Genomic DNA, 25,918 nt, shown 5'->3' with positions numbered 1-25,918 from the left:
AACCCGTCATGAGACAGCCCATCCAAACCCTCCCCGTCCCTTCAAAACGGAGCATGCTTTACAGCTGGCCTGAACAGCGGATGCGCTGGGTCATCGTCACAGCCGCGGCCTTGCTGCTGGGGCTTGCGATGGGCACGCTCGTAAACGGGTTGTCCGCCTTCCTGATCCCGCTTGAAACCCATTTCGGCTGGAGCCGCGCGGATGTGTCGGCGATCAACTCCTTCGGGTTGATCGGCATCGGTTTGGGTGGGATCGGCATGGGGTTCCTGGCCGACCGGATCGCAACCCGGACTGTCTGCCTGATCGGGTCTTGTGTTCTATCGGTATCGTTGCTTCTAGCGGCTGAGGCGCATGCGCTATGGCAGTTCTACGCGCTGTTCTTCGTGGCGGGTGCCATAGGCGGCGGCGCGCTGTTTGCGCCCGTCATCGGCCTTGTCGGTCGCTGGTTCAGCACCGGCGCGGGGCTGGCAATTGGCATCGCATCGGCAGGGCAAGGTCTGGGCCAAGGGCTGATCCCGTTCATCTCGGGCCACCTGATCGGGTGGATGGGCTGGCAAGCAGCCTTCACCAAGCTCGGCCTGGCCATCGGGCTGACCTTGCTGCCGCTTTCCCTTGTGATGGTCGAGCCATCAGAAAAACCAGTTGGCGCGACCGCACCCGCCGCAAGCAAACCTGTTTTACCACAATGGATCGTGCTGCCCGCATTGTCCGTCGCCGTGCTGGCTTGCTGCACTGGCATGGCCGTGCCCTTGATGCACCTTGTCCCATTGATCGAAAGCATATGCGGGCCCGGCACAAGCTCAGGCGGGCCGCTTTTGGTCATGCTTATTGCGGCCATCGGCGGGCGCATCTTCTTTGGGAAACTCAGCGATATCATTGGGCCGTTGCTCACATGGATGGCGGCAACCGCATGGCAGACGGTGATGGTTTTGGGCTTCGTCTATCTGGGCGACATCCAGTCCTTCTGGCTGTTCGCGCCGCTCTATGGCTTTGGCTATGGCGGGGTCATGACGGGCGTGCTGGTCAGCGTCCGCGCGCTCGCACATCCGGCGCATATGGCGGTGTCCACCGGGTTCGTTCTGGCCTTCGGCTGGATGGGCCATGCTTTGGGGGGCTGGCAAGGCGGGTTGTTTTTCGATCTGACGGGCACCTATTTCTGGGCCTTCGCAAATGCGGCGATTGCAGGCGCGCTTAACATCGCAATTGTTTTTGTTCTGTGGGCTGGGGCGCGTCGCAAAATTGAGCCTTAGTCGCGAATAGCGGCGCGCGCTTCTTTTACGATGCGGAGGTGTCTGCATCCAAGTTGTCGGGAGAAACCCGCCCGCCGATCAAATGACTTTGCGCAGCAATGGGCAGGTCTCGGAGTTAGAAACGCCGGGCAGTTCGCGTATCTGGTTCAGCACGCGATCGAACTCATGCAATGAAGCGCATTCAAGCCGCACGACCATATCCCAAACACCGCAGGTCCGGTGGAGGCTTGTGACCTCTGCCATGCGTTGCAGCGCTTGTTGAACCTGCGATGCGGTATTGCCGCGCACCTCGATCATCATGACCGCATGGACCATGTTGTCGGCGTCTTGCTCGCCCAGCTCAATCGTGAAGCGCTTTATGGCGCCTGTTTCAATCAGGCGATTGAGGTGGGTTTGAACCGTCCCGCGCGCCAGTCCGAGCAGGCCGGAAAGCGTCGTCACCGAAGCACGCCCATCCAGTTTCAATTGGGCGATGAGGCGCCGGTCGATGTCACTGAAATCACTCATTGAACAGATTGGCCTTTGCGTTCTGGATTTTGATCATTTTGCCTGATTAGTGACCAAATTACACTATTCTTGCCCAGATTGATATTCGGTATTTTTCTTTTTGTAAGAATAAGGAGTTGGTAGATGGCGCGTGTTTGCTCAGTTTTGGGGCTGCCTGTCGAGGCGGGCACCGGTCGTGGCGGCTGTTTGATGGGGCCTGATGCGTTGCGAACCGCAGGGTTGCTGGACGTGATCTGCGAGCTTGGTTTTGACGTGCGGGATTTGGCGAACATGGTGCAGCCTGCGCCAGCCGATGTGCACGGACCCGAGCATCTTGAAAAATTACCCGAGATTATCGCCTGGACGAAGGCCATTCAAAAGGCCGCTTATGAGCTGGCGATATCGGATACATTGCCGGTTTTTCTGGGCGGCGACCATTCGATGGCGGCAGGCACACTGACTGGCGTTGCTCAGGCGGCCCACGAATTGGGTCAGCCGCAGTTTGTTTTGTGGTTGGATGCGCATCCCGACATGAACACGTTGAGCTCAAGCGTGTCAGGCCATCTTCACGGCGTCCCTATGGCCTACGCTTTAGGCTGCGACGGCTTTCAGGGCATTTTCCCTGATCTGCCGCAGCCGCTTGATCCCAAGAACGTCTGCATGGTTGGGCTGCGATCCATCGACCCGCCGGAACGCAGCCTGATCCACGATTTGGGCGTTGATGTCTGGGACATGCGCCGCATCGATGAGGAAGGCGTCCGCAAGCCGGTTGCGGATCTGATCGACCGCGTAAAACGCGAAAACGGGCGGCTGCATGTCAGCTTTGACGTCGATTTTCTTGACCCGAGCATTGCGCCGGGCGTGGGGACGACGGTGCCGGGCGGTGCGACGTTTCGCGAAGCCCATCTGATCATGGAAATGCTTGCCGATAGTGGCTGCGTTACGTCGCTGGACCTGACAGAGCTGAACCCGTTCCTCGATATCCAAGGAAAAACTGCGCAGCTGATGTGCGACCTGACCGCCTCCCTTTTGGGGAAACGCGTGCTGGACCGCCCGACCCAGAGGATCGGACTATGATTGCCCCATCCGAGTTGGCCTATGTGCCGTTTGTCAGTGTTGAAAACATGTTGCGCATCGTGAACCAGATCGGGCCACGCCGGATGATGGCGGGGATGGTAGACTATATCGAGGCGGACTTTCTACGCTGGCCAGAATTTGACAAGACACCACGGGTGGCCGCGCATTCGGCGGAGGGCGTGATTGAACTGATGCCGACCTCAGACGCCGAGCTCTATGGGTTCAAATACGTCAACGGCCATCCGGCCAATATGAAGCGCGGCTATCAGACTGTCACAGCCTTCGGTGTGCTGTCAGAGGTCAAAAATGGCTACCCGGTGTTGTTGTCAGAGATGACATTGCTGACGGCTTTGCGCACGGCTGCGACCTCGGCTATGGCTGCGAAATATCTGGCGCCCCAGGGGGCCAAAACGATGGGGATGATCGGGAACGGCGCGCAATGTGAGTTCCAAGCCCTGGCCATGGCTGAGGTGTGCGGGATCGACGCGGTGCGCCTGTACGATATTGATCCCGTTGCAACTGAAAAGGCGGCCCGAAATCTGGCGGATCAGGGACTAGACGTGACCCGGTGCAAGACCGCGGAAGACGCGGTGACCGGGGCGCAAATCATCACAACCTGCACCGCCGACAAACGAAACGCGACGGTTCTGTCCGACAATATGGTTGGCGCAGGCGTCCACATAAATGCGATTGGCGGCGATTGCCCGGGCAAGACCGAATTGCACAGCGACATTCTGCACCGCGCCGACATCTTTGTTGAATATCCCCCACAGACGTGGATCGAGGGCGAAATTCAGGTTCTCGACAAGGATCATCCGGTGACCGAGCTTTGGACGGTGATTGCAGGTCAAACGCCGGGACGCGCCTCGGATCGTCAGATCACGCTGTTTGACAGTGTTGGCTTCGCGATGGAGGATTTTTCAGCGCTGCGCTACGTCGCCGACCAGTTGGAACGGACGGGTCACTACAGCAAACTGGACATGCTGGCCGATCCGGACGAGCCACGTGACCTGTTCGGCATGGTCAAGCGCGCGAGATAAGACGTTGCGGGGGCCGAGACCGTCCGCAAATCCAGCAACGTGCCCGATCTTGAGGTCCTATCTGAGCTAACGCTTTTTTGTCTGGGGAACGCGGGTGCAATGCGTCTCATCCAGAACAGCGATCAAATCTGGAATGGACGTGTCCCGTCCGGCATCGTCCACGAAAGTAGCCATTGCGGCGAAGGTTAGCGGCCCAAGCAAGCCGTCTATGGGCCCAGGGTCTGCGCCCAGCAGGAGCAAGAGCCGTTGCATGGTCGCTATGTCTGACACTTCATCGGTCACGGTAACGCCGCAAGGCTTGGACGCTGGCGCCACGATTGGTTCGTCAATTTGCGGGGACGCTATTTGGTCTTGCGCGATCTCGGGGGGCGAGATTTCAGCGGTTGGAGGAATTAGAAATGCCGGATCAAGGCAGTGCGCAATCTGTTCTGCGGCACGGATTGCTGGCTGCGGCGGTGTGCCAGTTTGGGTGAATGCACAGATGTCGGCCGACGCATTACATGTAATGTCGATCGACCAAATCTGATCTGGCCCGCCCCCGCTTAAAACGCCCGTCGTATTGGCAAAAATTTGATAGGCATATCCATCAAGGCGGCCTTCCTGCCAGAAGGCCGGAAAGGCAGATGACGGCAAGTCTGTCACATGAGCCTTCACATCTGTCGCGCCGGGAAACGGCACATCGAATGTCGGTGACACGCATGGGGTCGTCTCAGCCTGCGCCATCGAGGCAAATAGACACAAGATAGCGCTGACCGCTTTCGTCATTGTCCTGCCCGAATAAGCGGGCCATGGGCGCGAAATGCGAGCGCGGCCAGCACAACCGCGTTCGTGTTGACCGTCACGGACGAATTGGTCGATCCATCAACCTCATAAATACCCTCCGGCCAGCCGCGTTCCGGGTCGCCCAAAGGGGCAATCGTGGCGACCAATTCACGCGTGTAGTCGGTGCCAAAAAGCGCGTCCCACGCAAAAGCGACCTTGGTGGTGATCGTGCGGCGGCTGTCCATGCGTTCGCCTTTGAAGGTCATAACGGCCCAGTCCGCCCCACCGCCCCAGACGGACGAGTAAATAAAGTAGGGCGCTACATCGATGTGAGATTCGCTTACCGCCGTCAGGATGCCCGTGTTGCGGTAACGGGCTTCCTGCGCGGCGTAGATCGAGGTCGCGAACCGGGCAGAGCGCGCATCAAAGCCAAACTCCAATCCATCAAACAAATATGGCTCGCTGACGGTGAACGCGGGTGTGATGTTGCGGTGAAGGCGGCTGTCCACGGGGATCGGGTAGCCTTCGACCTCCCGGACCATCAAATGGCTTTGCGCATCATAAGCGCGGTACATGTCAAATCCGAACAGCATCATCGCTTTGGCCGCGTATTGCTCATAGCCGACACGCCCTTCTTGATCCCGGCGCAAGGCGTCGTTCGCGATGTTGCCGCCAATCAGCTGGCCATCCTCTACCATGATGGCAAGGTCCCAGCGTTCCATCAATTGCGCTGTTTTGGGCGCAAGGTCCGGGTAGTTTGCGTTGACATGGCCGAGGGCTGCGACCATGCGCGCGATGTCCAAGGCAGACCAGCCCAGCCCGCGTTCAACGGGCTGATTTGCGTAATTCACCAGCTCGCCAGTGCGGACATTATAGGCCTTGTTGGGCAAGATATCATCAAACAGGCGCATGGCGATCAGTGTGTCGAGCGCCAGATCAATGCGCGCGGTTGCTTCGCGCTGTTCGATCAGACCCAAGCGTTGGGCGGACATGGTCGCCACGAAATACGATCCTGTTTCCCACATCGTGGTTGATGGATATTTGTCCGTTGAATTGACCAAACCGGTCACCGGGTCGGTGTTGTTTTCAAAATACCGCCAAGCGATCTGGGCGTGCTCCAAATCCATGGGCGAGGATGTTCCAGTGATTGCCAGCGGCAGCGGCGTTACGTCGTCAAACTGCACCATCGGAGTGTTCCCAATTTGGGTTGGACCGGTCTTTTCTACCGTACGGTCGATCGCCGTCACCAAAGCTAACCCGCAGCCGAGTGCGAGCAGAAAAATAATGTGGCTGCGGGCCCTGATCAGGTTGGTCTTGAAGCTCATGCTGTTTCGCCTTCTTCAATCGCGCCGGGCACCCAAAGGGCCGCGCCGATGATGCCGGCCATAGCCAAGCAATTGTTGAACCCCCAAAGGATGTTGGACACGACGCCTGTGGCAGAATGGGATGTGGTGCCGAGCGTGAGCGCAATGAGCGCCCAAATCATCGCCACGCCCGTCGCAACCAAGACGGCGATTTGCGGTCGTACCAAGCCCAGAAAATTTCCCGATTGGCGTACCTTTGGCGTGACCTTGAAAGAAATTGTCTGCCCCCGAAGCACCGACCAAATCGCGCGCATTCCAAGGGGGAAGAACGCCAGATAGCTGGCCTTGGCGGCGAAACCGGAGATGCCCCATGTACCGGCCATCATTGCCAATTCCAAAGCCACCAAGAACGGAATCAGATGCCAGAAGAAGTCCGCCGAATAGGCCGACACCGGAGAGACACCTGTGAGCAGATAGACAATCGGCGCGATCAGAAAGATCAGGTTCCAGATTGGCGCGAGGTAGGAATAGAAGGTCGTCGCATACATCATACGCTGCGGAAACGTCAGGCCGCGCCCGAATATCGGGTTGTCGTTCACCAAAATATCAAGGCTGCCGCCCGCGTATTTGTAGCGCTGCACGGTCCATGTCAGCAAATCCTGTGGCGACAGCATCTTGCTTTCGACAATCGGATGCATCTTCGATTTCCAGACCCGTTCACGGTCCGAATGCAGCACAATCGAGGTGTAGATATCCTCGGACACATGGAAGCGGTAGGGCGTCAGAATCTCGGTGGTCGCTGCCTCCGTGCGGATCGCGTCCATCAGGTCGGGGGCGATGTCGCGCTCTTTGCTGGAGACGGTGATGACCTCCTCGGTGGCATAGGCCCGGCGTTCAACTTTTGCGCCGAAGCTGCGTAGGGCGGCCTCCATTACGGCTTCGCGGCGGTGAATGGACCCGGCGCCACAACAAAAGGACGCATTGGCCCAGTTCCGGCGACGTTGAATAATGTCGTAGAACATCTTTGGATCACTGACGAAAGGATCAGCGCCTATCCGGATCGGGCCAACCAGCTTTTGCAAACCGCGCCCCAACGCCCCCACGCCGCGGCCAAACCTGCGATCCAGCATCGTATCAAGGGCTTCACCTTCGGGCAGATCGTAAAACCATTGCGGCGTCTGGACCCACGCCATCTTGGGGTCCTGAAAATAGCCCAGCGTGTTCTCTAGGATCGTTGGAAAGGGCCGCGTGTCTGCATCACAGATGACCAGCAGATCGCCGGATGTTTGCTCCATCGCATGGCGCAAGTTGCCGGCCTTAAACCCCTCATTGGTGCTGCGAGAAATGTAATTCGCACCAGCGGTCTCAGCGGTTTTGCGCATCTCGTCGCGCCGCCCGTCATCGAGCACATGAATTCGGATATCAATCGGGTGCGGGTAGGTAATGCGCTGCGCGTCTTTGATCCCGAGCAGAACCAGCTCAGGGTCCTCGTTATAGGTTGCAAACATGATATCAACCGACAGCATTCGCGGGCCTTCGGGGTGACCCGGGGCGATATCCGCCAGCGTCGCGGGCGGTTCCAACAGCTCAACCGGGTCGTCTTTCCACAAGTTAAACACGAACAGCACCATGCCAAAAAAGGCGCAGGTCTCGGCGACAACCAACGGCACCGCGAACCAGAGCGCATCTGTGTTCAGCGACGCGGTCCAGCGCCACCAAATGTACCAGGCACCGATGATCAGGGCGACGGTTGCCAGAAACTGCCAGACCAGTTCGCGCATAGCAGAGTATTCCAACGGAGGCTCTGGCATGCGGTTTTCATATTTCAAAAAGTAGTCGTCCATTACGACGCCGCCGCCTGCCGGGATCGCACGATGTCCCAAGGCGTCGGGCCAAGGCCGATTGTCCAGGCCAGCGGCTTGAACTTGGACAACCCGTAGGCCAGGGCAAAAGAACCAGTCACAGCAACCGCAAAGCGCGAGGTAACGATCATCCAAGGTTCCATCGCGGCAGACAGGCCGGAAGAAAAGACCGCAACATCGAATAGGTCGATCACCAGCGGATGCACCAGATAGACACCAAATGTGTAGCTAGCCAAGAACGTCCAGCGCGGCGACCATTGCAGGTATTGCCCGCCAACGAAGATCAGGAACACGAAGATTGGCATCAAGAAGTGGCCGTAAAAATCCCAACCGCTGCGTATGCTCCAGGAACCAGTCTCGAACGCTACGTAGAAGAAGGGCAGCGTTGCGACATAGGCGAGGATCGCAAAGTAGAAACCGCAGCGCCGGATCAGGCGCGCTTCACCGCGCGGGATGCCGTCATTCCACAGGCCGTAAATCGCAAAAGCAGCCATACCGTAGCCGACATATCCAAAGATTTTCAATGCGCGCACAAGGTAGTCGCGCAGGACCGGATCAATGTCCAAACCCCACAGAAACCCTTGTGCGTTGTTCATAACACCGATGGTGATCACGACCGTCAGGCCAAGGACCGGATAGCGGGTGGCCGCGCGCATCACCGGGAAAAACAAGAACAGTGCAAACAGCGTCGGCAAAAAGTGCATGTGGTACTGCGATTTGCCCAAAATGAAGTAACCAAACCAGCTTTGGACCTGGCCCAACTGTTCCCAGATATAGGGCGCGTAGTTGAATGTATCTGCCTTGAGCAACCGAAAGAACGCGTAGAAAACGACCCAAAAGGCGAAAGGCACCAAGAGACGTTTCGCCTGCATGGCAATGGCGCTGCCATAGCTTGGCATTTTTTTGTCCACACGCATGGCCATGAGGAAAAGCGAGAACATGAAAAACATCTCGGAGCCCGAAAACTCCCCCAAGGAGCGGAGGAAAACGGGAACAAGCCGCGCCCCCTGATCAGCGTCCGCAAAGGCTTGTCCACCAAAATCCGTGGAGGAGTGGATCAGGACGACACCAAAGGCCGCAAACACGCGGTTGGCATCGAACCAGACAAGGCGTGGTTTAGAAGCTGCGCTCATTGGGTCGACACCGGAATAGGGCAGCTTAGTGGGCGGACCTGACGCGCTTTTGGAAGGGGCAGATTGTGTTCAACCGTGCTGCACTCGGTAGCGCCCACTTCCATGCCACCGACCACGGGACGGCAGTACACAAATTCTTCAACCGGAATGACGGGGGCAATTTGGGTCGCATTCGCGCAGGCGCAACAGGGAACCTCCTCGATCATGCGGTTCGGGTGGCACTTGTTGTCGCGAATATCGGTACCGACGAATGCGGTGTCCCAGACTTGTGTGTTTTGATTGACGCGCTGCAGGATCGGACCCTGCACTTTGTAAAGAAGCGCCGCCAATATGATGCCGTTGTTGTTGGCGGTTTGTAGCGGAATAAATCCGTTGCCGTTTTCATAGAGACCTTCGTAAAAGCCGCGATCAGGTTCGGACAAGTCGGCCACGGCTTCGAACAACAAATCGGTGTAATCCGTTTCCCAAAGCGCCCACATCCCAATAGCGGCCTTGGCCGACACGGCGGCGCGGTCGGGCTGATATTCACCTGTCGGGTCCAGCGTATTCCATGGATAGCCATCTGCAAAAATCGTGTCGTAGACAAAATAAGGACGGCCTTCGACCTGATGCTCTGATCGTGCGGTAATGACACCCGTTTGTTCGAAACGGCGCTGCTGGGCCAAATAAATTCGGTTTGCAAATTCGGCGCGCCAGCCGTTGCTGGCCACCATGCCGTCATTGGTGCGATCTGTCGGCAGATCCCACCCCATCTCTAACCCATCAAGGATGTAGCCTTCGGTCAGCACGTAGTTTTGGTTTTTGAACACGCGCGGGTCGCGGCCGTCATAGGGCACGCGGACGCCGAAAATCTCGACATAACTCACGGGTTCCGGCGACATGGCGCGATCCACGCCAAACCCCCATAACGCAAAGCCCTTGGCGGCGTATTCTTCATACCCGAGGCGGCCTTCCTGCACATAGCGCGTGTCGCCATTGGACTGGGTGAAGGAGCCGAACATGCGGCCATCTTCGTTTATCAAATTGCAAAAGTTCCAACGCATCGGAACGTTGTCGACACCGTTGGCAAGGTGCGGGTGGCGTTCTTTGAGGATTTGCAGCCAGACCAGAAGACGGCCAATATCATTGGCCGACATTCCAATTTCACCAGGTTTATTGGCGTAATCCACCATTTCCCCGGTGGCGGCATTGTACACTTTGTTGGGCGCTTCGCCACGATAGAGCGGCAAATTGCGCAGGGTGTTGATCAGACGGTTGGCGCGATTGTCAAAGGTGCGTTTGTCGATCACGCACAGCTCATACGCGGCGACCAGGGCGCTGACATAGGACGCGGTGTCCCACAACGTCGTCGACGGGAAAGACCCAACCGCGTTCACCAAACCGGTTTCGTCCTGATAGCTGGTTTCGAAATAGGACCACGCGGTTTTGGCCATTTCGAATTCGCGCGGCGTAAGCTGCCCGTTGCGGCCAAAATGGCCTGACAGTTGCGCGGCCGGGCGGCGCGTACAGGTTTGAACAGCAAGATCGCCATACTGGATGTTCAAAGGCGTGTCTGACGTGATGGTCACTGCGCGGTAGCCGTCATGCTCACCCGATCTTTCATCGATGGTGACGGACAGAGCATCGCTAGCGGCGTCCTGCGCGTGGCCTGTCATAGGCAGAACCGCGAAAACGCACGCAGCACCTGCAAGGAACCAACGGGTGAGTTTGGGTGAGGCCATTTGATCAGTCTCCTGTCTTTAAGAACTCTAGGGACAAGCATGTGCGACCGTCTTTGGCGCCGTAGTCCACGTGATCTGTGTATTGAATGATGAGGCCGAGCCCCCTGCCGCTTTCGACGAAAGGATCAAGCGTATCCAACGGTTTGGCATGGTCACGGATGTCAAACATTTCGGCGCCAATCGGGTCGCAAATGTCCAACCGGATTGCGGTTGCCGTCTCTGAAAGCTCAAGCGCAATCGGCAGCGATGGGTCGCTGGCTTTTGCGTGTTTCACGACATTGCTCAGCGCCTCCGAGACACTGACTTCAAACTTAAATTGCGCGGATGGGGTGAGGATGGTGTCCACATGCGCTTTTAGCGACAGGACCATGCGGTCCACGTCGCCAAGATCATTTTGCATATGGAACCTGTGTTGGTTCACAGCTCTTCTGCCATCTTTTCAATGGCTGCATCGACCGTTGTGTGGGTCTTGAACACGCGGTCCATGCGGCAAATCTTGAACATCTGCGTGACATCATCATTCAGGCCACAGACCGCCAGATCACCGCGGTAGCCTATCTTTTTCAGAACACCGACCAACGCACCAAGGCCAGAAGAGTCCACGAAGGACACGTCCATGAAATCAACGATCAGCTGCGCCGCACCGCCTTCAATCAACTGGGTCACATCATTCTTGAACGTCTTTGCATTTGCAGCCGTGAGGCGGTCAGCGCCAGGGCGGATCACCGTAATTCCGGCGTCATGCGTGGTTGTGTGGATCATGGGATGTCCTTCTTTTAGGGAGACGACTGTCAGGTCGTCCTCTAGGGGTTTGCCGCCGCGCCATTCGGACAGAGCGCAAACCATTTTTTCCGGAATTTCGCAGGGTTCTTGCGCCACAATTGTTTGTGCAAGCTGGCGCACCCGTTTGGTGCCGAATTGCTCTTGCGTGGCGTTTTCGGCCTCGCAGGCCGCATCCGAGCAAATGACCAAAGTGCTGCCAATTTCAACGTCGCGTGCATTGTTTTCATAGCGGGCGCTACTGATCAGCCCGACCGGAAACCCACCATTCCCAACCGGTTCCGCGACGCCCGTTTCAGTGACGAGGAACGGAGAGGGGTAGCCCGCTTGGCAGTAATCCAGCCGGCCCGACCGAGTGTCCACAATGCCGCAGAACATGGTGAAATAGTCATCATTGTCAGACGCGCTAAACCGGGCGTTCAACGCGTCGACCAAGGCGGCAGGGTTGGGCACACCACCCACATCGAATGCTTGATTTTGGAAATATTCTGGCGTGACCAAATGGCCGATGGCCACCGACAAAAGAGACGCGTGAACGCCGTGCCCGGCCACGTCAACGGCGTAGAAACCAAGGTTGCCGTCATCAAGTTCAAAGCAACCGAACATGTCACCTGACACGATGGAAGACGGAACAAAGGCGGACGCCACGCTAAAGCCCAAGATATCTTCGCGCATGTTTGGCAGAAGCTGACGTTGTGCGGCTGCGGCGGCGCGCAGATCTTCCTGGATGCGTTCATTGATCTCGGCCAGAACACGGGTGCGTTCCGCCAGTTCGGCCGCATGCGCAATCAGTCGCGTGGCGGTGCGCAACCGCGCCTTCAGCATCGCCATACTGCTGCCTTTGGTGATGAAATCATCGACACCCGCCAAAAGCGCCTCGTCGCGAACTTCGCTCTCATCGGCCTCGGTCACCATGATGATGTGCACGTAGTGATCAAGGTCCAACTGTCTGACTTTGCGGGTCAGGCCAATGCCATCCAGATGAGGCATAGCAAGGTCGCTGATCAGGATTTCGGCACCAGATTGCTGGATCATGTCCAAAGCAGCACGTCCGTCTTCGGCCTCGATCGCTTCGAAGCCCAGCCCATTGATAAGGCTGCACAGGTACAGTCTTTGCACCTCGCTATCCTCAGCAACGACAATTTTCAGTGGCGCGGTTACCATTTAAGCATCGCTAACCTAGGGTTTTGGCCTTTGAGGGAGCTGGTCCCCTGCCCTCTAAGCCAACTTTTCAATTTCGACCTCAATGAGGCTGAGCGTAAAATCATTATTGAGGGTTTATTGAAAATTCCTTTATTTTCTGGGGGAAAAATGATTGAAACACGTCAAGCACGCGCAAAAAGCCAGCTTCAAATGCTTGGACCACGCGGAAAGCATTACTGTTGAATAGACGTGTTGGGTTTTGCCAGATCATCGTTCGCTCCTTTCGGAGGGAACTAGCACTGAGCTTGCGGCCGATCATCTGCGCGAAAGGTTGGATCCTGGGCGCAATCGTGTGGTGGGTCCATCCGAACGGATAGTTTTAGAAAAGCCCCGCCTCACGCGCGATCAACGCTGCCTGTGTGCGATTGGCGGCACCGACTTTGCGATACAGCGTCTTCATATGCAGCTTCACGGTTGGCTCTGTTATGTCCAGATCGCGGGCAATTTCCTTGTTGGACTTGCCCTCTGTCAGGCCTTTAAGGACCTGTTGTTCACGCTCGGTCAATTTGGCCGCGAGCAGGTTTTCCTCAACCTCATCTTCCGCGGTCATGAAATCAATCGGCGCGTATTGCTCACCCATGGCCATGAACTTTACGGCGTTAACCAGTGACTTGGCGGGCAAGGATTTGGGTATGAACCCTGCGGCGCCAGCCTCAAGGGCCTCTTCTGCGGTCTTTTTGGTCGCTTCACCAGATATGAGGGCGACCCGTTGGCCATCCCCGAGCTTGAGCGCGGCCTTTAACCCGTCCAAGCCGTGCATCCCCGGCATATTGTAGTCTAGCAGCACCAAATCAAAGGCGGGGCCCGCGTTGATCTCGGCGACGGCTTCGTCAAATGTTCCGACGGCTAGTGTTTCGATGCCACCCGCATTTTCCAAGAACATGACAAGAGTATCTCGCAGCAAGCCATGGTCATCAGCGATTAGGATTCTCATCTTCATATCCTCAAACAATAGCAGGCGGACTAGACACCAACTATGACGATAGGATGGCTTGATTAAAAGGGAAGTTGACGACGACATCTTGGGTTATTCAGTCTTTTTCAAGCTCGACCGCATAGGTACGGACGCTTTGCGGCAATAGGTAGAGCGTCAAAGCAATCGCCTTAACGTGTGACTTGCATACTGCGTTTTGAATGCTGAGAGATCACACCGATCTGGAGGTCACGCTTACGACCTTTTTAAGAAAAACCCGCTAGCCGTTTCGAGTGATTGCACAAGGAGCGGAAGCTGGAGAAGCCTCTGAGCTATCCGTTCGGATATGCCGATATCCGTTTGCCCAACTGCATCATAGACGAAGAAATGCGATACCGACCCCAGAAAGCGGAAGGACTATACCATGTTCAAGACACTCATTCGCCTCATGTACGGCGTCGCATTATCGGCCTGCCTGTCCCAATCGATCATGGCTGAGGGTGGTGCAGAACCACTGCTAAGCATCACGGGCGACTTTGAACTGGCGTCTGGTGAAACGACACTGACCCTGAACATGGCATCGCTTCAAGAGCTTCCGAAAACCACGTTCGAAACCAGCACCATCTGGACAGATGGGGTTCACACCTTTGAAGGGGTGTCCTTGGCGGACTTGTTGAGCGAGCTGGGCGTGGAAGACGGCATGTTGATTGCCAAGGCGATCAATGACTACGCGGTCGAAATCCCGGTATCCGACGCAGTGACCGGTGGCCCGATCGTCGCCTATTTCATGGATGGTGAAGCCATGAGAGTGCGCGACAAGGGGCCGCTTTGGATCATCTATCCCTATGACAGCAACGCCGATTACCGGACCGAAGTTATTTACTCGCGCAGCATCTGGCAGCTCGACAGGCTGGAAATCGTCCAGTAACCCAATCGCAGATGGAAGCGCGCGCCCCCAAGACTGACGACTTGAACGTCAAACTGCCCAAACGCGCGATCCATGGGCGGACCTTTGCAGCGATTGTCGCTTTCTTGGCGATTGTCGCAATCGCGCTGTTAACCTACAACGTGTCCCGCGAAATTCGGCTATTAGGGTCCGCGCGTTCGGACAACGTTCAATGGTCGTTGGTCCAGACACAGGTAGAGTTTTTGGAGTTCCAAAGAGAGCTCGAAAGTGACCCTGTTGATTTGGAACAACTCCGCCAAGAGTTCGACGTTTTCTACAGCCGTATTACGACGCTAAGGCAGGCCACTGTGTTCGAAGGCCTCCGCGCTAACCCGTCGTCGCGTGAACACCTCGACGATCTGGTGGCATTTCTGAACGAAGCGGTCGTCAAAATCGATGCGACGGACGCTGAGCTAATACGTCAAATACCCACCCTGACAGACCTGGCAAAGACGACGGCACCTGTTGTGCGGGCCTTAGGAAATTCGGGCCTTGATATGTTTGCGCGGTCTGCTGATGATCAAAGACAGGCCGTTGCAAGCACGATGACCCAACTTGCCGTTGCGATCGCGGCCTTGATTGGCGTGCTGACGCTCGCGGTTGTGTTTCTGATCCGGCTCAACGCACGTATCTACCGTCGCGAGCGGGAAAATCATCAGACCACAACGCGTATGAAAACAGTGATGAGCACGTCGCTGGATGGTGTCATTGTCTGCGACGCGAATGGTGACATTCTTGAATTCAGCCCCGCTGCTGAAGGCATCTTTGGCCACGTTGAGGCAGATGTTTTAGGCAAAGATATCGGGTCGGTCATCGTGCCAGATCATATGCGCGAGGCCCATGACGCAGGCATGGAACGTATGCGTGCAAAGGGTGAAAAACGCGTTGTTGGCAAAGGTCGGGTGAAACTGGAAGCCAAACATCGCGATGGTCGGGTCTTTCCGGTTGAGCTTGCCATTCAGTCCGCAACGACTCACCAAGGTGAGATTTTCATTGCGTTCTTGCGCGATATTTCCCGGCGCGTCGCTGCCGAGGCCGAGCTTGTTGCGGCCCGCGACAAGGCCCTGGCGGGCGAGAAATTGAAGACCGACTTCCTGTCCACAATGAGCCACGAGATCAGAACGCCGCTGAATGGGTTGCTGGGCAATATGAACCTGTTGCGGGATACCGATCTGGACGCCAACCAAGACCGCTATGTCGGGCATATGGAAACCTCCGGACGCCTGTTGATGAGCCATATTTCTGATGTGTTGGACATCACCCGATACGATGCAGGCAAGTTGAACACACGATCAGAACCGGTCAATATTTCCGAGCTTCTTCAAGACATTATTGACAATCAAAGTGGCGCTGCAGCGAAAAATAACACCTCCTTGAATTGGGCATGGCACGGCAAACCGCTGCATTGGATCTTGTCGGACAACGACCGATTGCAGCATGTGATGATGAACCTGATCGGGAATGCGGTGAAATTCACGCCGCAAGGCAAAGTTGACGTCTCCATCGAAAATGTGGGCACACATGATGACGCGACACTGATGTTTAAGATCAACGATACCGGCCCAGGTATGCCGCCCGACCTGATGGAACGTGTGTTTGATGATTTCGTCACCGGAAACACGGCCTATGATCGCAATGTCGGGGGAACGGGGCTTGGGCTCAGCATCGCACAACGGTTTGTACACGCATTGGGCGGTGAGATCGGTGTAGACAGCGTCGTTGGAACAGGCAGTACGTTTTGGGTTTCGTTGCCTGTGACCGAAACCGACGCGCCCGCACACGCATTGAAAGATAAGCGCAGCCTTCAGGCCACCGTGTCCCTGAATATCCTTTTGGTGGAAGACAATGAGATTAACCGCATCGTTGCACGTGAAATGCTTCAAGCAGACGGCCACGTCGTGACAGAAGCCTTTGATGGCGCCGAAGGCGTCAGCGCCGCATCCAAAGAGAAATTCGACCTGATACTGATGGATATCAGCATGCCGGTGATGGATGGCAGAGCCGCAACTAGGGCGATACGTGGTGGTACTGGCTTGTCAGCCGCGACCCCCATTATTGCGCTAACAGCCAATGCCATGGCAGAAGAACAGAAGGAATTCTTGGCGGACGGAATGACCGATATTCTGACAAAACCGCTTTCCAGGGACGCCCTGCGCGCGTTGTTGGGTCGTGTCGAACGCCCCTTGGCGCAAGCGGCTTTGCCTACATTGATAAATATCGCCCACATTAGTGAGACCCGCGACGCATTGGGCGACGAAACTTTTGAGAATTTGCGCGTGCGGTTTGTGAGCGAGGCCGAAGACCTGATTGCGTGGCTTGCCACGGAAGCCAGCACAGACATGTCTGAGGTCCGGTCACGAACCCATAAATTAGCCGGCAGTGCCGCAGTTTTTGGCGCAGACGCGTTTCGAAAGTCTCTGAAGTCACTCGAAACAGCCGCAAAAAAGGATGACGTCGCGTTCATCGTGAGAACAAAAGATGAGCTAACCAGAATTTGGAAACTCACCGAAACTGAGCTGGTAACCAGCTAGAGGCTTGATTTGCGACCGTGGTTATCAATGCATTGCAAGATATCTGCACTCGCCGCGCGGCGCTCGGATTCTCTGGTTTCCTGACCATCGTGGGCAGATGGTTGGAGCTTACTTTCACCAGAGCTTTATCCCAGCCTATGGACCTTTCAATGGTGACGTTGGACGCCAGATTTCATGAGACGTCCCTTTTTTTGCGATTTTTTCATCACGCAGGATCCGCAAGTATTTGGCCAGGGAGAGACATGTACCGCGCATGCCATTCCGTTTGCGGCTGACGAAGAGGTTCGAGACATTCAGGAGGCTCGGCAGGCACTTGATTGGGAAGAAACACCGGACCTCCCAAATGCCGGGGCGCTGTTCGCTGATAGAACATTGTTAACATGCAAATGATGTTGCATCTCGCAGTCATTGTCGCAGCCACCCTTCTAAACTCTATGGCCGTTGACCTCAGCGCCGTAACGCCATGTTGCGTCTAGCATCGCGCAAGCGCTTACGGCTATTTTCTTGGTCTATGGTGGCTTTGCCCTTTTTAATCTCTCGGCGCGGCCGGCCACGTTCCGGGCAGAGGATATTTTCGCACCGGAAAGCTACCTCGCAATACCGTTGGTCGGGGCGTTTTGGTCTGGCGCGAGGCGCGCGTTTTCATGACCCGCACCAGTGCAAAAGCGCATAGCCATGATCAACTATGCGCGTCTTGCGGACATGCTCATGGGACGTCACCTAAAGGTTTTGAACGCGTTAGCTCAATCAAAGAGGTGATTGGAAGCATCGCTATTCGACCCTGCACAGGTGCGGTTTTGCTGCTTGTGATCGCCTGGCAGATGAATATTCCAGCTGCCGGAGCGGTCACGCTAATGGGACTCAGAGCCGCCGCTCTGAACAGTCTTATCGCTGTATCAACTGTGGCCGCCCGCTTTTCTGCTCTCGCCCCGGCGCATCAGTTGGCGCCTTGCCCAGCGTCGCACCCGCGGCACAGATATTGGCGGGCATATGCATTGTCTGGAGCAGCAAGGCGCTTTTTCTGTACGGCATGACGTAACGGCCAACACCCCTGCGCTAGCCATGCCGAGCATAGGAGCGACCGCCACCATTTTACTGGAACGTGAAACCCTCTATCCAACTATTATCAATATGTTTTTACTAGTCGAGAATTTCCTGACACGGTTTTCAGAAAAGGCTACGGCGGTCCGGGATTTATTGCCGCTCTCGCATTCCCTGACATTGCCGACCTGAGTTATCTGTTCGCTAGGCCCGACCCCGGGTTTGATCGTGAATGGCGACCTTAACACACACAGACACCAGAGAACCGGTTCATCACCAGATATGCAGGGACGCTTGAAATTTTGACGCCTTGTCAGATGCCGTCTTCAGCCGCTTGCCATTGCGGGTAGTTTTGGCGCGCGAAGTCTTTGGTGATGTACCCATCTGCGACGTCGTCCTGCACGGATTTGAGCGGGCGCTTCGCCGGGTCGCCGTATCCGCCGCCGCCGCCGGTGTGAAACTCAAGGCGTTCGCCTGCGGGAATGAAAACGCCGGTCGCTTTGGAGACGTTTTGTCGGTCTTCGCCCGTGATCGCCAGATTGCACAGGTTGGCGCGGCCTTCGGCACCGCCTGCCAAGCCCCATGGCGGCAGTTTTGTCCGCTCAAAGACCGTTGTGGCATAGGTGTCGCCCAGCATTCGGAAGGTGAAATCGACCCCGGCACCGCCGCGCCATTCCCCCGCACCACCTGAATCTGCGGCAAGCGCCATTTGTTCGACCACCCAAGGGTTGCGGTTTTCCCAGACCTCCACTGGCGTAAAGCGCGTGGCACTTTCAGCGATATGCAGCATCGTGCCGCCATCACCGCCGGCCCAAGCGCCCTGGCCCACAGGATGCGGTGCGCCATCCATCCAAGGGCTGCCGTCTTCGTTTGTGCCCCACCAGACGCAGGATACGATACATCCGCCCGAGGAGGCTGGCACCCCTTCGGGGATGGCTTCGGCCAGTGCGCGGTAGATGATCTCGATCGCCTGCAACGCGGGCCAGCCGTAGATAAAGCACGGGGCCGGAGAGACCGGATGAAACATCGTCCCTTCACGCGTGATAACCTGAATGGGCCGAAAATGCCCTTCATGCGGGGGTTCGCCGTAACCTGCCAGCATGGTGATCGCGACCCGCGCTGCCGACATGGTCGATGGCAGCGGGCAGTTGATCGGGCCACGGGTCTGTTCCGGTGAATTGGAAAAATCTATGACCACGTCAGAGCCTTTGACCTCCAACGCCACTTCGAACGGCACGACCCCTTCGGTAACGCCGTCGCTGTCCATTTGCCCGCGTCCGACATAGCGCCCGTCAGGGATTTTTTCGAAATAGGACCGGATAACACGGTCGCCATGGTCGAACATGTCTTCTACAGCGGCCTGAAATGTGTCGATCCCGTAGCGGGTGACGATTTCCTCGAAACGTTCCACGCCGACGCGGCAACCGGTGACTTGCGCGCCCATATCACCCGCGACCGCTTTGGGCATGCGCGTGTTGGCGATGATGATCCGGTAGACATCATCATTCAGCTCGCCCTTGCGATAAAGCTTCAGGCCCGGATAGACGGTGCCTTCCTGAAATATGTCAGTCGTATCAGTGCAATAGGGTTCCTTGGCGGCGATATCGAGCCAATGCCCCTTGATCGCCGTATACCCAATCACTGCGCCGTCGTGGAACGCGGGCATCACAATCACCACGTCCTGCGCATGGCTTCCGGTGCCGTAGGACCAATTGTAGATCAGCACATCACCGGGATCGAGGTTCTCTGCACCACCGATCCCTTTGACAGCTTCGTCGACGGCGTAGTTCAGCGTGCCCATGAACAGCGGCAGGCTGGGGGCTTGGCTCAGCATCCGCAGATCGCGGTCATAGATCGCGACGGCGAAATCCAGCACCTCATAGATGATCGGCGAGAACGCCGTGCGGATCAGCGCGCGTTTCATTTGGTTGGCTGCGGAATTGAGTGCATGTCTGATCACTTCGGTTGTGATCGGGTCAGATGTGCCGCTGACCTCATTGCGCGGCAGACCGGCGGGGTGGGTGAGTGTGGTGTCTGAAAGCATGGTATTATCCCCGCTCAATCGTAAGTTCGCCAAAATCGCCTGCGCGAACGGTCCATCCGGCATCGACATAGGTGGTGGCCACCGTTTCGGTGATGATCACAGGCCCGGCCACGCCTGCGCCCACATCGTCACGCGGGCAGACCTTGAACGGCACCCGTTTTTTGTCTCGGAAGGAATAGGCAGTGATGTCGCTGGGCGACATGCCGGCACTTGCAGCCGTTGGCCCGCCGGAATGGTCGCGTTTTGGCAGCGCCGCTTTGAGCTGGGCGCGGATGGCCGTGACCTCAACCCCGTCATTCAACGTGGCCCCAAAGGTTTTGGTGTAAAGGGCGGAAAAACGCTCTGCGATCTTGTCCGCAGGGTCCGATATGGAAAGACCATTCAGCGGCACCGGCACAGAAAGCGTGTGTTCCTGCCCCACGTAGCGCACGTCCAGTTTCAGGGATGGTTCCGCGTCTGCCACGGTTTCACCACGCTCTTTGATGCTGGCAATCAGCTCGCCAAACACCGTTCCGAATTCGGCAAGGGCCGCGTCGGTCAGGGGCCGCACCAAGGTGCGCGATGCGCTTTGCACCATGTCCGCCCCGAGCAGCCCCCAGGCCGAAAAGATGCCGGCAAAGGGTGGCACCACGATCCGTTTCATGGCCATTTCATCGGCCAAAAGCGTCGCCATCATGCCGCCCGCGCCACCGAAGGGCAAAAGCGTCATCTCGCGCGCATCAAGGCCCTGTTCGGTCGAAATCTCGCGGATGGCATTGGCCATGGAACTGGCGGCGATGCGGATCACGCCTGCGGCCGTGTCCTCGACCGGCTGGCTGATCGCATCTGCCACACTGGCCAGTGCGCGTTCAGCGGCGTCGATATCCAGCGTGATGCCAGAGGCCAATTCCCCCGGTCCCAGCATCCCAAGATAGGCGGCGGCGTCCGTCACGGCAGGCTTTTCGCCACCTTTGCCATAGCAGGCAGGTCCGGGTTCGGCGCCTGCACTTTGCGGACCAACCCGCATAAAACCACCGCCGTCTTCATAGGCAAGCGACCCGCCGCCCGCCCCGATGGACCGGACATCAACCCAAGGGCTCAGGATCGGCATATTGTCGATCTCGCCCTCAAACAGCACCTGCGGCTCGCAGCCCAAGATAAGCGCTGCATCAAAGCTGGTGCCGCCAACATCTGCGGTGATCATCCCCTTATCGCCCATCATCCGGGCGAATTCGGATGCGCCGATGGCCCCACCGACCGGGCCGGACATGATGGTTTCAAACGGACGCTCTTCGGCTTCCGAAAAGTTCATCGACCCGCCACCGGACCGCGTGATCAGGCATTTGCCCGTGAACCCAGCTTTGCGCAGCTGCCCCTCTAGCCGGTTGAGATAATTCGACATGCGCCCGCGCACGAAGGCGTCGATCACAGCGGTCGAGGTCCGTTCATATTCGCGGTATTCGCCACAAACCCGATGCGAAAGGGTGATGCCGCCCTCAAACCCGGCCTCGCGCAACAGCCGTTCAACCCGCAGCTCATGGGCGGGGTTCGCATAAGCATGCATCAGAGAGACGGCAACGCTGGTCACGTCATGCGCCGCAAACGTCTGCGCGGCGGCGGCGACAGCCTCTGGCGTGGGGCCACCATCGGTGGAGCCATCGGCCATCGTGCGCCCCGGCACCTCAAGCCGCAACCTACGTGGCACCAGCGGTTTGGTTTGCTCCCAAAACAGGTTGTACATCTCGGCCCGGTCACCGCGCCGAATTTCTAGCACATCGCGGAAGCCTTGCGTGGCAATCAACCCGACAGTGGACCCGCGCCGTTCCAACAGCGCGTTCAGACCCACCGTAGTGCCATGCAGGAAATATTCCGCCTTTGTCAGCACGTCCTGCGGGACATGGGCTTCAATGGCCGCGATGACGCCTTCTTCGGGGGCGGCGGGCACCGTGGGCACCTTGCCCTGCACGGTCTTGCCGGTGGCATCGTCATAGTAGACCAGATCGGTAAATGTGCCCCCGATATCAACTGCTATACGTGTCGCCAACTCAGCCTCCTGCCGTTGTGTCAAGCCCGCCCGGGGCTTGGTTCGTCCATTTCAGTCGCGCTGCGCGACCACCAAAATCATCCAATCACTGTCAGGTCGCGCGGCAAGCCTGACAGCACCTCAGGCCCATCGGCACGCATGATCACGATATCCTCCAGACGCAGTCCAAAGCGTCCGGGCAGGTAGATCCCCGGCTCGATGGAAAACACCATGCCTTCGTCCAGAACGGACTGGGATGAGGCCGAAATATAGGGCGGTTCATGCACCTCGATGCCCATGCCATGGCCCAGCCGGTGGACGAAATATTCACCGTAGCCCGCATCGGTGATCACCTTGCGCGCGGCGTCATCAAGCACATGGGCCTTCACGCCGGGTCGGGCGACCTTCATCGCGGCTTGCACGGCGGCTTCGACGATGGCGTGCACCTCTGCATAGCCTTCGGGGGCCTCGCCGATCACCGCCATGCGGGTGATGTCAGAGCTGAACCCGTCCCGGCCGGCACCGATATCCATGACCACGGCCTGGCCCGTTTCCAGAACCGTGTCGCCGGTTTGGTGATGCGGCAGCGCGCCGTTCGCGCCTGCGCCGATGATGGTGAAGATTGGTTTTGCGCCGAGGCTGACAAATGTGTCCCGCGCCACCTCTGCGACCTCCAATTCGGTCATGCCCGGGCGCATCGCCGCCCATGCAGCCTGCATGGCCTTGTCCGCGATAAGGGCGTTGGCCTTCAGTGCGGCGTATTCGTCGGGCCCCTTTCGGGCGCGCAAGGCGCTGACGGTTGTTTCGCAAAACTGGCGCTTGGCATTCATCAGCCGGTCTTGGATCAGGGCGGCGTGATCGGCGCGCATGGTTTCGTCCAGCACGATAGACCGCGCGGCATTCGCGCCAAATGCGTCCAGCATCCGTTCCAGCGCACCTGTCGGGCCGTCCGCATCCAGCCATTCAAAAAAGGGCAGATCGGTTTGGCGGCGCGCACTTTCGGTTTCCAAGGCAGGCATCAGGATCCCCGCATGATCCGCTGTGATGCAAAAGATCAGCGGGCGTTCATCGGCATGAGGATGCATGCCCGTCAGCCATTCCAGATGCGCACCGGGTCCAAGGGCGACAAGATCGACGCCTTGTGCGGCCATAGTCTCGCGAAGTCGGGCTAGTCGATCCATGCTCAGGCTCCTGTTTCAATGACGATTTTTCCGTAAGATGACCGGGCGCCTGTCAAATAGCGCCAAGCCTCCACATAGCCTTCCATCGGGAACACGCGGTCCACATTGGGCTTTAGCTCCCCTTCGGACAGTGCTTTGTAAACAAAGGCTTTCCCGCGGTCACATGCCTCTGCGTCCTCAACGTAATTGAACAAAGAATAGGCGTGGAACCACAGGCTGTTCTGGATCATCGCAAGGAATGGCGGGTTGGAATATGTCCCCTCAAGCCCACCGTACAAATAGAGGTGCCCGCCCTTGGCCAAGGCATTGGCATAGCGTTCCATAAAGTTGCCGCCAACGGGATCAAAGGCCGCGTGGATGCCAACACCGCCCGTCACATCGCGCAAATAACTTTCGATGTCGCTGCCATCATCCACAAAGACATGATCGGCGCCACTATCCAGCAGGATCTGGCGATTGGCCTCGGACCGCGTGGTGCTGATCAAGGTGGCACCATGCATGCGCCCAATTTGCAGCGCCGCATTGCCCGCCGTGCTGGTGCCCGCCGGGACCAGAATATTGCGCCCCGGTGCCGCCTTTGCCAGTTCGACAATCGGGAAATAGGCGGTCATGAATTGCATCCAGACCGATGCGGATTCAACCGCTGACAACCCCTCTGGCGCTTTGGTCACATAGGCCTGATCAATGATCATCGTGTCCGCGCTTGCGCCTTTGCGGTCATAGAAATAGGGCAAGGTGCAATAGCGATCACCCACGGCGATGCCTTTGACGTCCGCGCCAACGGCTTCTACGATACCGGTCGCTTCTATGCCGATGCGGGCGGGCAGCGCCGAAAAGCTGAACGAATACCGGTCATGCATCAAATCATTGTCGCCCCAGTTCAGGGCGAAGGCCTCAACGCGCAGCCGGATTTCGGTCGCTTTGGGGTCCTGGGGGGCGCAGTCTTGCAGCTGTAGCCCCTCAAACCCCTCATATGTGTTGATCACCCATTCCCGTGCCATGCCTCAGCTCCCGTAGATTTCGGCTGCGCGCTCGGACGTGATCAGGCCCGCCTTGACGTCAGCGGCCACTGCCGCGCGGTCGCGCTTCTTGGGGTTGCCATAGCCCGCGCCCGAGGAGGAGACGACGCGGATCACGTCATCGGTTGTCACATCGAGGCCAGAGACAAAGCTGTAGCGTTCGGTGCCATCCGGTTTGATCACCTCGACATAGTTGCCCGACCCTTCATGGCCGCCCTCCATCCCCCAGGGCTTCACTTTTGAGCGCGTGTAGCCCATCGTCAGGAACCCGTTCTTTGTGCGAATGCGGTATTCCAGCAGCAAACCACGGCCGCCGTTAAACTCGCCTTCGCCCCCCGGCGAGGTGTTCAATTCCATGCGGTCCACATAAAGCCCGTTGCGCGCCTCGGAGATTTCGGCAGGCGTGTTGTAGGTCTCGCCGTGGAAATTGCAGAAGGTGCAGGAAATACCGTCGTGATTATACCCGGCACCCCAGCCGCCAATCTGCGGCTCGATGATCGTGTATTGCCGCCCCGTATCGGGGTGAATGCCGCCGATAAATGTGCCGCAGATCGAACTGAAATGCCCGGCGGGCAACAGGTCTGGGATATGCGGGGCGAGGCATCGCCAGATCAGATCATTGCTGCGGATTTCAGTTTCATAATAAAACCCGATCGCGGCGGGTTCTTTCGCATGAAAAATTGACCCTTCGCGGGTCTGCACTTTTAACGGGCGGAAGCTGCCGTCGTTGGCGGGCGTGTCCGGCCCGGTCAGCGCCTTAAAGATCATCTGTGCACAGATCAGCGTGCCGTCGCGCGTGGCATTGGTGGGGCCGGTTGTCTGATCAGGATTGTCCCGGAAATCGACGATAAATTCCTTATCGCTGATCGTGACCTTCACGTTGAATATCTGGCCGTCATCCTGCGGCTCCGACAGCTCAAACGTGCCTTTGGGCAGCTTGGCAAGCTCGGCCAGTGCGGCCTTTTCACCAAAGTCCATAAAGCTGTCCATCGCGGCCAGAAACGTCTTAGGTGTGTATTTTTCCGCCAGCAGACCCAGCCTGCGTTCGCCCACACGCACAGCGGCAATCGCAGCCCAGACATCGCCTTTCAGGAAATCGGGCATCCGCGAATTGCAGGTCAGAATATCCATCACCGCGTCATCGGTGACACCCTCATTGATGATCTTGACCGCAGGCAGTCGCAGCCCTTCCTGAAACACCTCTGTCGCATCGCCCGACAGCGAACCAGGGGCCATGCCGCCAATGTCAGAGTTGTGGGCGATATTGGCGGTCCAGGCGATCAATTGACCGTCAACAAAGACGGGCATCGCCAGCACCAGATCGTTCAGATGGGTCACACCCCCATGCCACGGATCGTTGGTGATAAAGACGTCACCGGGGCGAATGTCATTATGTTTCGACAGGATAAACTGCACCGATTTGTCTAGCACGCCGATAAAGGCCGGAATACCAGCACCCGAGGACGCAAGCCGCCCCTCGGCGTCCGTAATGCCCGTGCCCATATCGAGCACTTCGTAGATAATGGACGACATCGCGGTTTTGCGCATTGCCGCAAACATCTCATCCGCCGCGGCCTGCAAGGCGTTCTGGATGATTTCGAGTGTGATTGGATCTTCGCTCAT

At 57.5% G+C, this 25,918-nt stretch carries 19 protein-coding genes; 5 read left to right on the top strand and 14 right to left on the bottom strand.

Annotated features, from left to right (window positions below):
* Window positions 1-8 precede the first annotated feature (8 nt).
* Window positions 9-1,250 (top strand): MFS transporter, encoded by a 1,242-nt coding sequence (locus ACZ1G7_RS16230; protein WP_472660425.1) that lies wholly within the window; start codon window positions 9-11, stop codon window positions 1,248-1,250.
* Window positions 1,251-1,328: 78 nt separating this feature from the next.
* Here ACZ1G7_RS16230 and ACZ1G7_RS16225 read toward each other — a convergent pair whose 3' ends face one another.
* The gene (locus ACZ1G7_RS16225) at window positions 1,329-1,757 is read right to left on the bottom strand and encodes an Lrp/AsnC family transcriptional regulator (protein WP_472660424.1); all 429 of its coding nucleotides are present in this window, start codon (window positions 1,755-1,757) and stop codon (window positions 1,329-1,331) included.
* Window positions 1,758-1,880: 123 nt separating this feature from the next.
* Between ACZ1G7_RS16225 and rocF the strand changes: the two genes are divergently transcribed.
* Window positions 1,881-2,813: an arginase gene (rocF, locus tag ACZ1G7_RS16220; protein ID WP_472660423.1), complete on the top strand. Its 933-nt coding sequence runs from the start codon at window positions 1,881-1,883 to the stop codon at window positions 2,811-2,813.
* Window positions 2,810-3,853: an ornithine cyclodeaminase gene (locus ACZ1G7_RS16215; RefSeq protein ID WP_472660422.1), complete on the top strand. Its 1,044-nt coding sequence runs from the start codon at window positions 2,810-2,812 to the stop codon at window positions 3,851-3,853. Before rocF ends, ACZ1G7_RS16215 begins: the two co-directional genes overlap by 4 nt.
* 66 nt (window positions 3,854-3,919) lie before the next feature.
* Here the strand turns inward: ACZ1G7_RS16215 and ACZ1G7_RS16210 are convergent, their stop codons facing one another.
* The 8 genes from ACZ1G7_RS16210 to ACZ1G7_RS16175 form a co-directional block, all read right to left on the bottom strand.
* Complete coding sequence (locus ACZ1G7_RS16210; RefSeq protein WP_472660421.1) at window positions 3,920-4,618, bottom strand: peptidoglycan-binding domain-containing protein; 699 nt, start codon at window positions 4,616-4,618, stop codon at window positions 3,920-3,922.
* Window positions 4,615-5,940 (bottom strand): DUF3131 domain-containing protein, encoded by a 1,326-nt coding sequence (locus ACZ1G7_RS16205; RefSeq protein ID WP_472660420.1) that lies wholly within the window; start codon window positions 5,938-5,940, stop codon window positions 4,615-4,617. The genes ACZ1G7_RS16210 and ACZ1G7_RS16205 overlap by 4 nt, the downstream gene beginning before the upstream one ends.
* Complete coding sequence (locus ACZ1G7_RS16200) at window positions 5,937-7,802, bottom strand: glycosyltransferase family 2 protein (RefSeq protein ID WP_472660419.1); 1,866 nt, start codon at window positions 7,800-7,802, stop codon at window positions 5,937-5,939. The genes ACZ1G7_RS16205 and ACZ1G7_RS16200 overlap by 4 nt, the downstream gene beginning before the upstream one ends.
* Window positions 7,763-8,914, bottom strand: a complete 1,152-nt coding sequence (locus ACZ1G7_RS16195) for an acyltransferase (protein ID WP_472660418.1) — start codon at window positions 8,912-8,914, stop codon at window positions 7,763-7,765. Before ACZ1G7_RS16195 ends, ACZ1G7_RS16200 begins: the two co-directional genes overlap by 40 nt.
* On the bottom strand, window positions 8,911-10,635 hold the full coding sequence (locus ACZ1G7_RS16190) for a DUF3131 domain-containing protein (protein ID WP_472660417.1): 1,725 nt from the start codon (window positions 10,633-10,635) through the stop codon (window positions 8,911-8,913). The genes ACZ1G7_RS16195 and ACZ1G7_RS16190 overlap by 4 nt, the downstream gene beginning before the upstream one ends.
* Window positions 10,636-10,639: 4 nt before the next feature.
* Window positions 10,640-11,035, bottom strand: coding sequence for an ATP-binding protein (locus ACZ1G7_RS16185; protein ID WP_472660416.1), 396 nt, complete (start codon window positions 11,033-11,035; stop codon window positions 10,640-10,642).
* Window positions 11,036-11,052: 17 nt separating this feature from the next.
* Window positions 11,053-12,579 (bottom strand): anti-sigma factor antagonist, encoded by a 1,527-nt coding sequence (locus ACZ1G7_RS16180; RefSeq protein ID WP_472660415.1) that lies wholly within the window; start codon window positions 12,577-12,579, stop codon window positions 11,053-11,055.
* Window positions 12,580-12,937: 358 nt separating this feature from the next.
* Window positions 12,938-13,552, bottom strand: a complete 615-nt coding sequence (locus tag ACZ1G7_RS16175; RefSeq protein ID WP_472660414.1) for a LuxR C-terminal-related transcriptional regulator — start codon at window positions 13,550-13,552, stop codon at window positions 12,938-12,940.
* A 403-nt stretch (window positions 13,553-13,955) separates the two neighbouring features.
* Here ACZ1G7_RS16175 and ACZ1G7_RS16170 point away from each other — a divergent pair, with 403 nt between their 5' ends.
* Window positions 13,956-14,459 carry a putative pterin-binding protein gene (locus ACZ1G7_RS16170; RefSeq protein WP_472660413.1) on the top strand — a complete coding sequence of 168 codons (504 nt, stop codon included), beginning with the start codon at window positions 13,956-13,958 and terminating at the stop codon, window positions 14,457-14,459.
* Window positions 14,460-14,500: 41 nt separating this feature from the next.
* Window positions 14,501-17,008, top strand: a complete 2,508-nt coding sequence (locus ACZ1G7_RS16165; RefSeq protein WP_472660412.1) for a hybrid sensor histidine kinase/response regulator — start codon at window positions 14,501-14,503, stop codon at window positions 17,006-17,008.
* A 1,354-nt stretch (window positions 17,009-18,362) separates the two neighbouring features.
* On the opposite strand, the gene ACZ1G7_RS16160 is transcribed toward ACZ1G7_RS16165, so the two are convergent.
* The 5 genes from ACZ1G7_RS16160 to ACZ1G7_RS16140 form a co-directional block, all read right to left on the bottom strand.
* Complete coding sequence (locus ACZ1G7_RS16160; protein ID WP_472660411.1) at window positions 18,363-20,093, bottom strand: hydantoinase B/oxoprolinase family protein; 1,731 nt, start codon at window positions 20,091-20,093, stop codon at window positions 18,363-18,365.
* A 4-nt stretch (window positions 20,094-20,097) separates the two neighbouring features.
* Entirely contained in the window at window positions 20,098-22,116 is a 2,019-nt protein-coding gene (locus tag ACZ1G7_RS16155) for a hydantoinase/oxoprolinase family protein (RefSeq protein ID WP_472660410.1), read from the bottom strand.
* A 77-nt stretch (window positions 22,117-22,193) separates the two neighbouring features.
* Window positions 22,194-23,276 (bottom strand): M24 family metallopeptidase, encoded by a 1,083-nt coding sequence (locus ACZ1G7_RS16150; RefSeq protein WP_472660409.1) that lies wholly within the window; start codon window positions 23,274-23,276, stop codon window positions 22,194-22,196.
* 2 nt (window positions 23,277-23,278) lie between these two features.
* Window positions 23,279-24,277 carry a zinc-dependent alcohol dehydrogenase family protein gene (locus tag ACZ1G7_RS16145; protein WP_472660408.1) on the bottom strand — a complete coding sequence of 333 codons (999 nt, stop codon included), beginning with the start codon at window positions 24,275-24,277 and terminating at the stop codon, window positions 23,279-23,281.
* A 3-nt stretch (window positions 24,278-24,280) separates the two neighbouring features.
* Window positions 24,281-25,918, bottom strand: coding sequence for a hydantoinase B/oxoprolinase family protein (locus ACZ1G7_RS16140; protein WP_472660407.1), 1,638 nt, complete (start codon window positions 25,916-25,918; stop codon window positions 24,281-24,283).

Source organism: Litoreibacter sp. JB4-2 (genome assembly GCF_055693445.1).
Note: the sequence above shows the minus strand (reverse complement) of the source record. Positions and strands in the feature narration are given on the sequence as shown.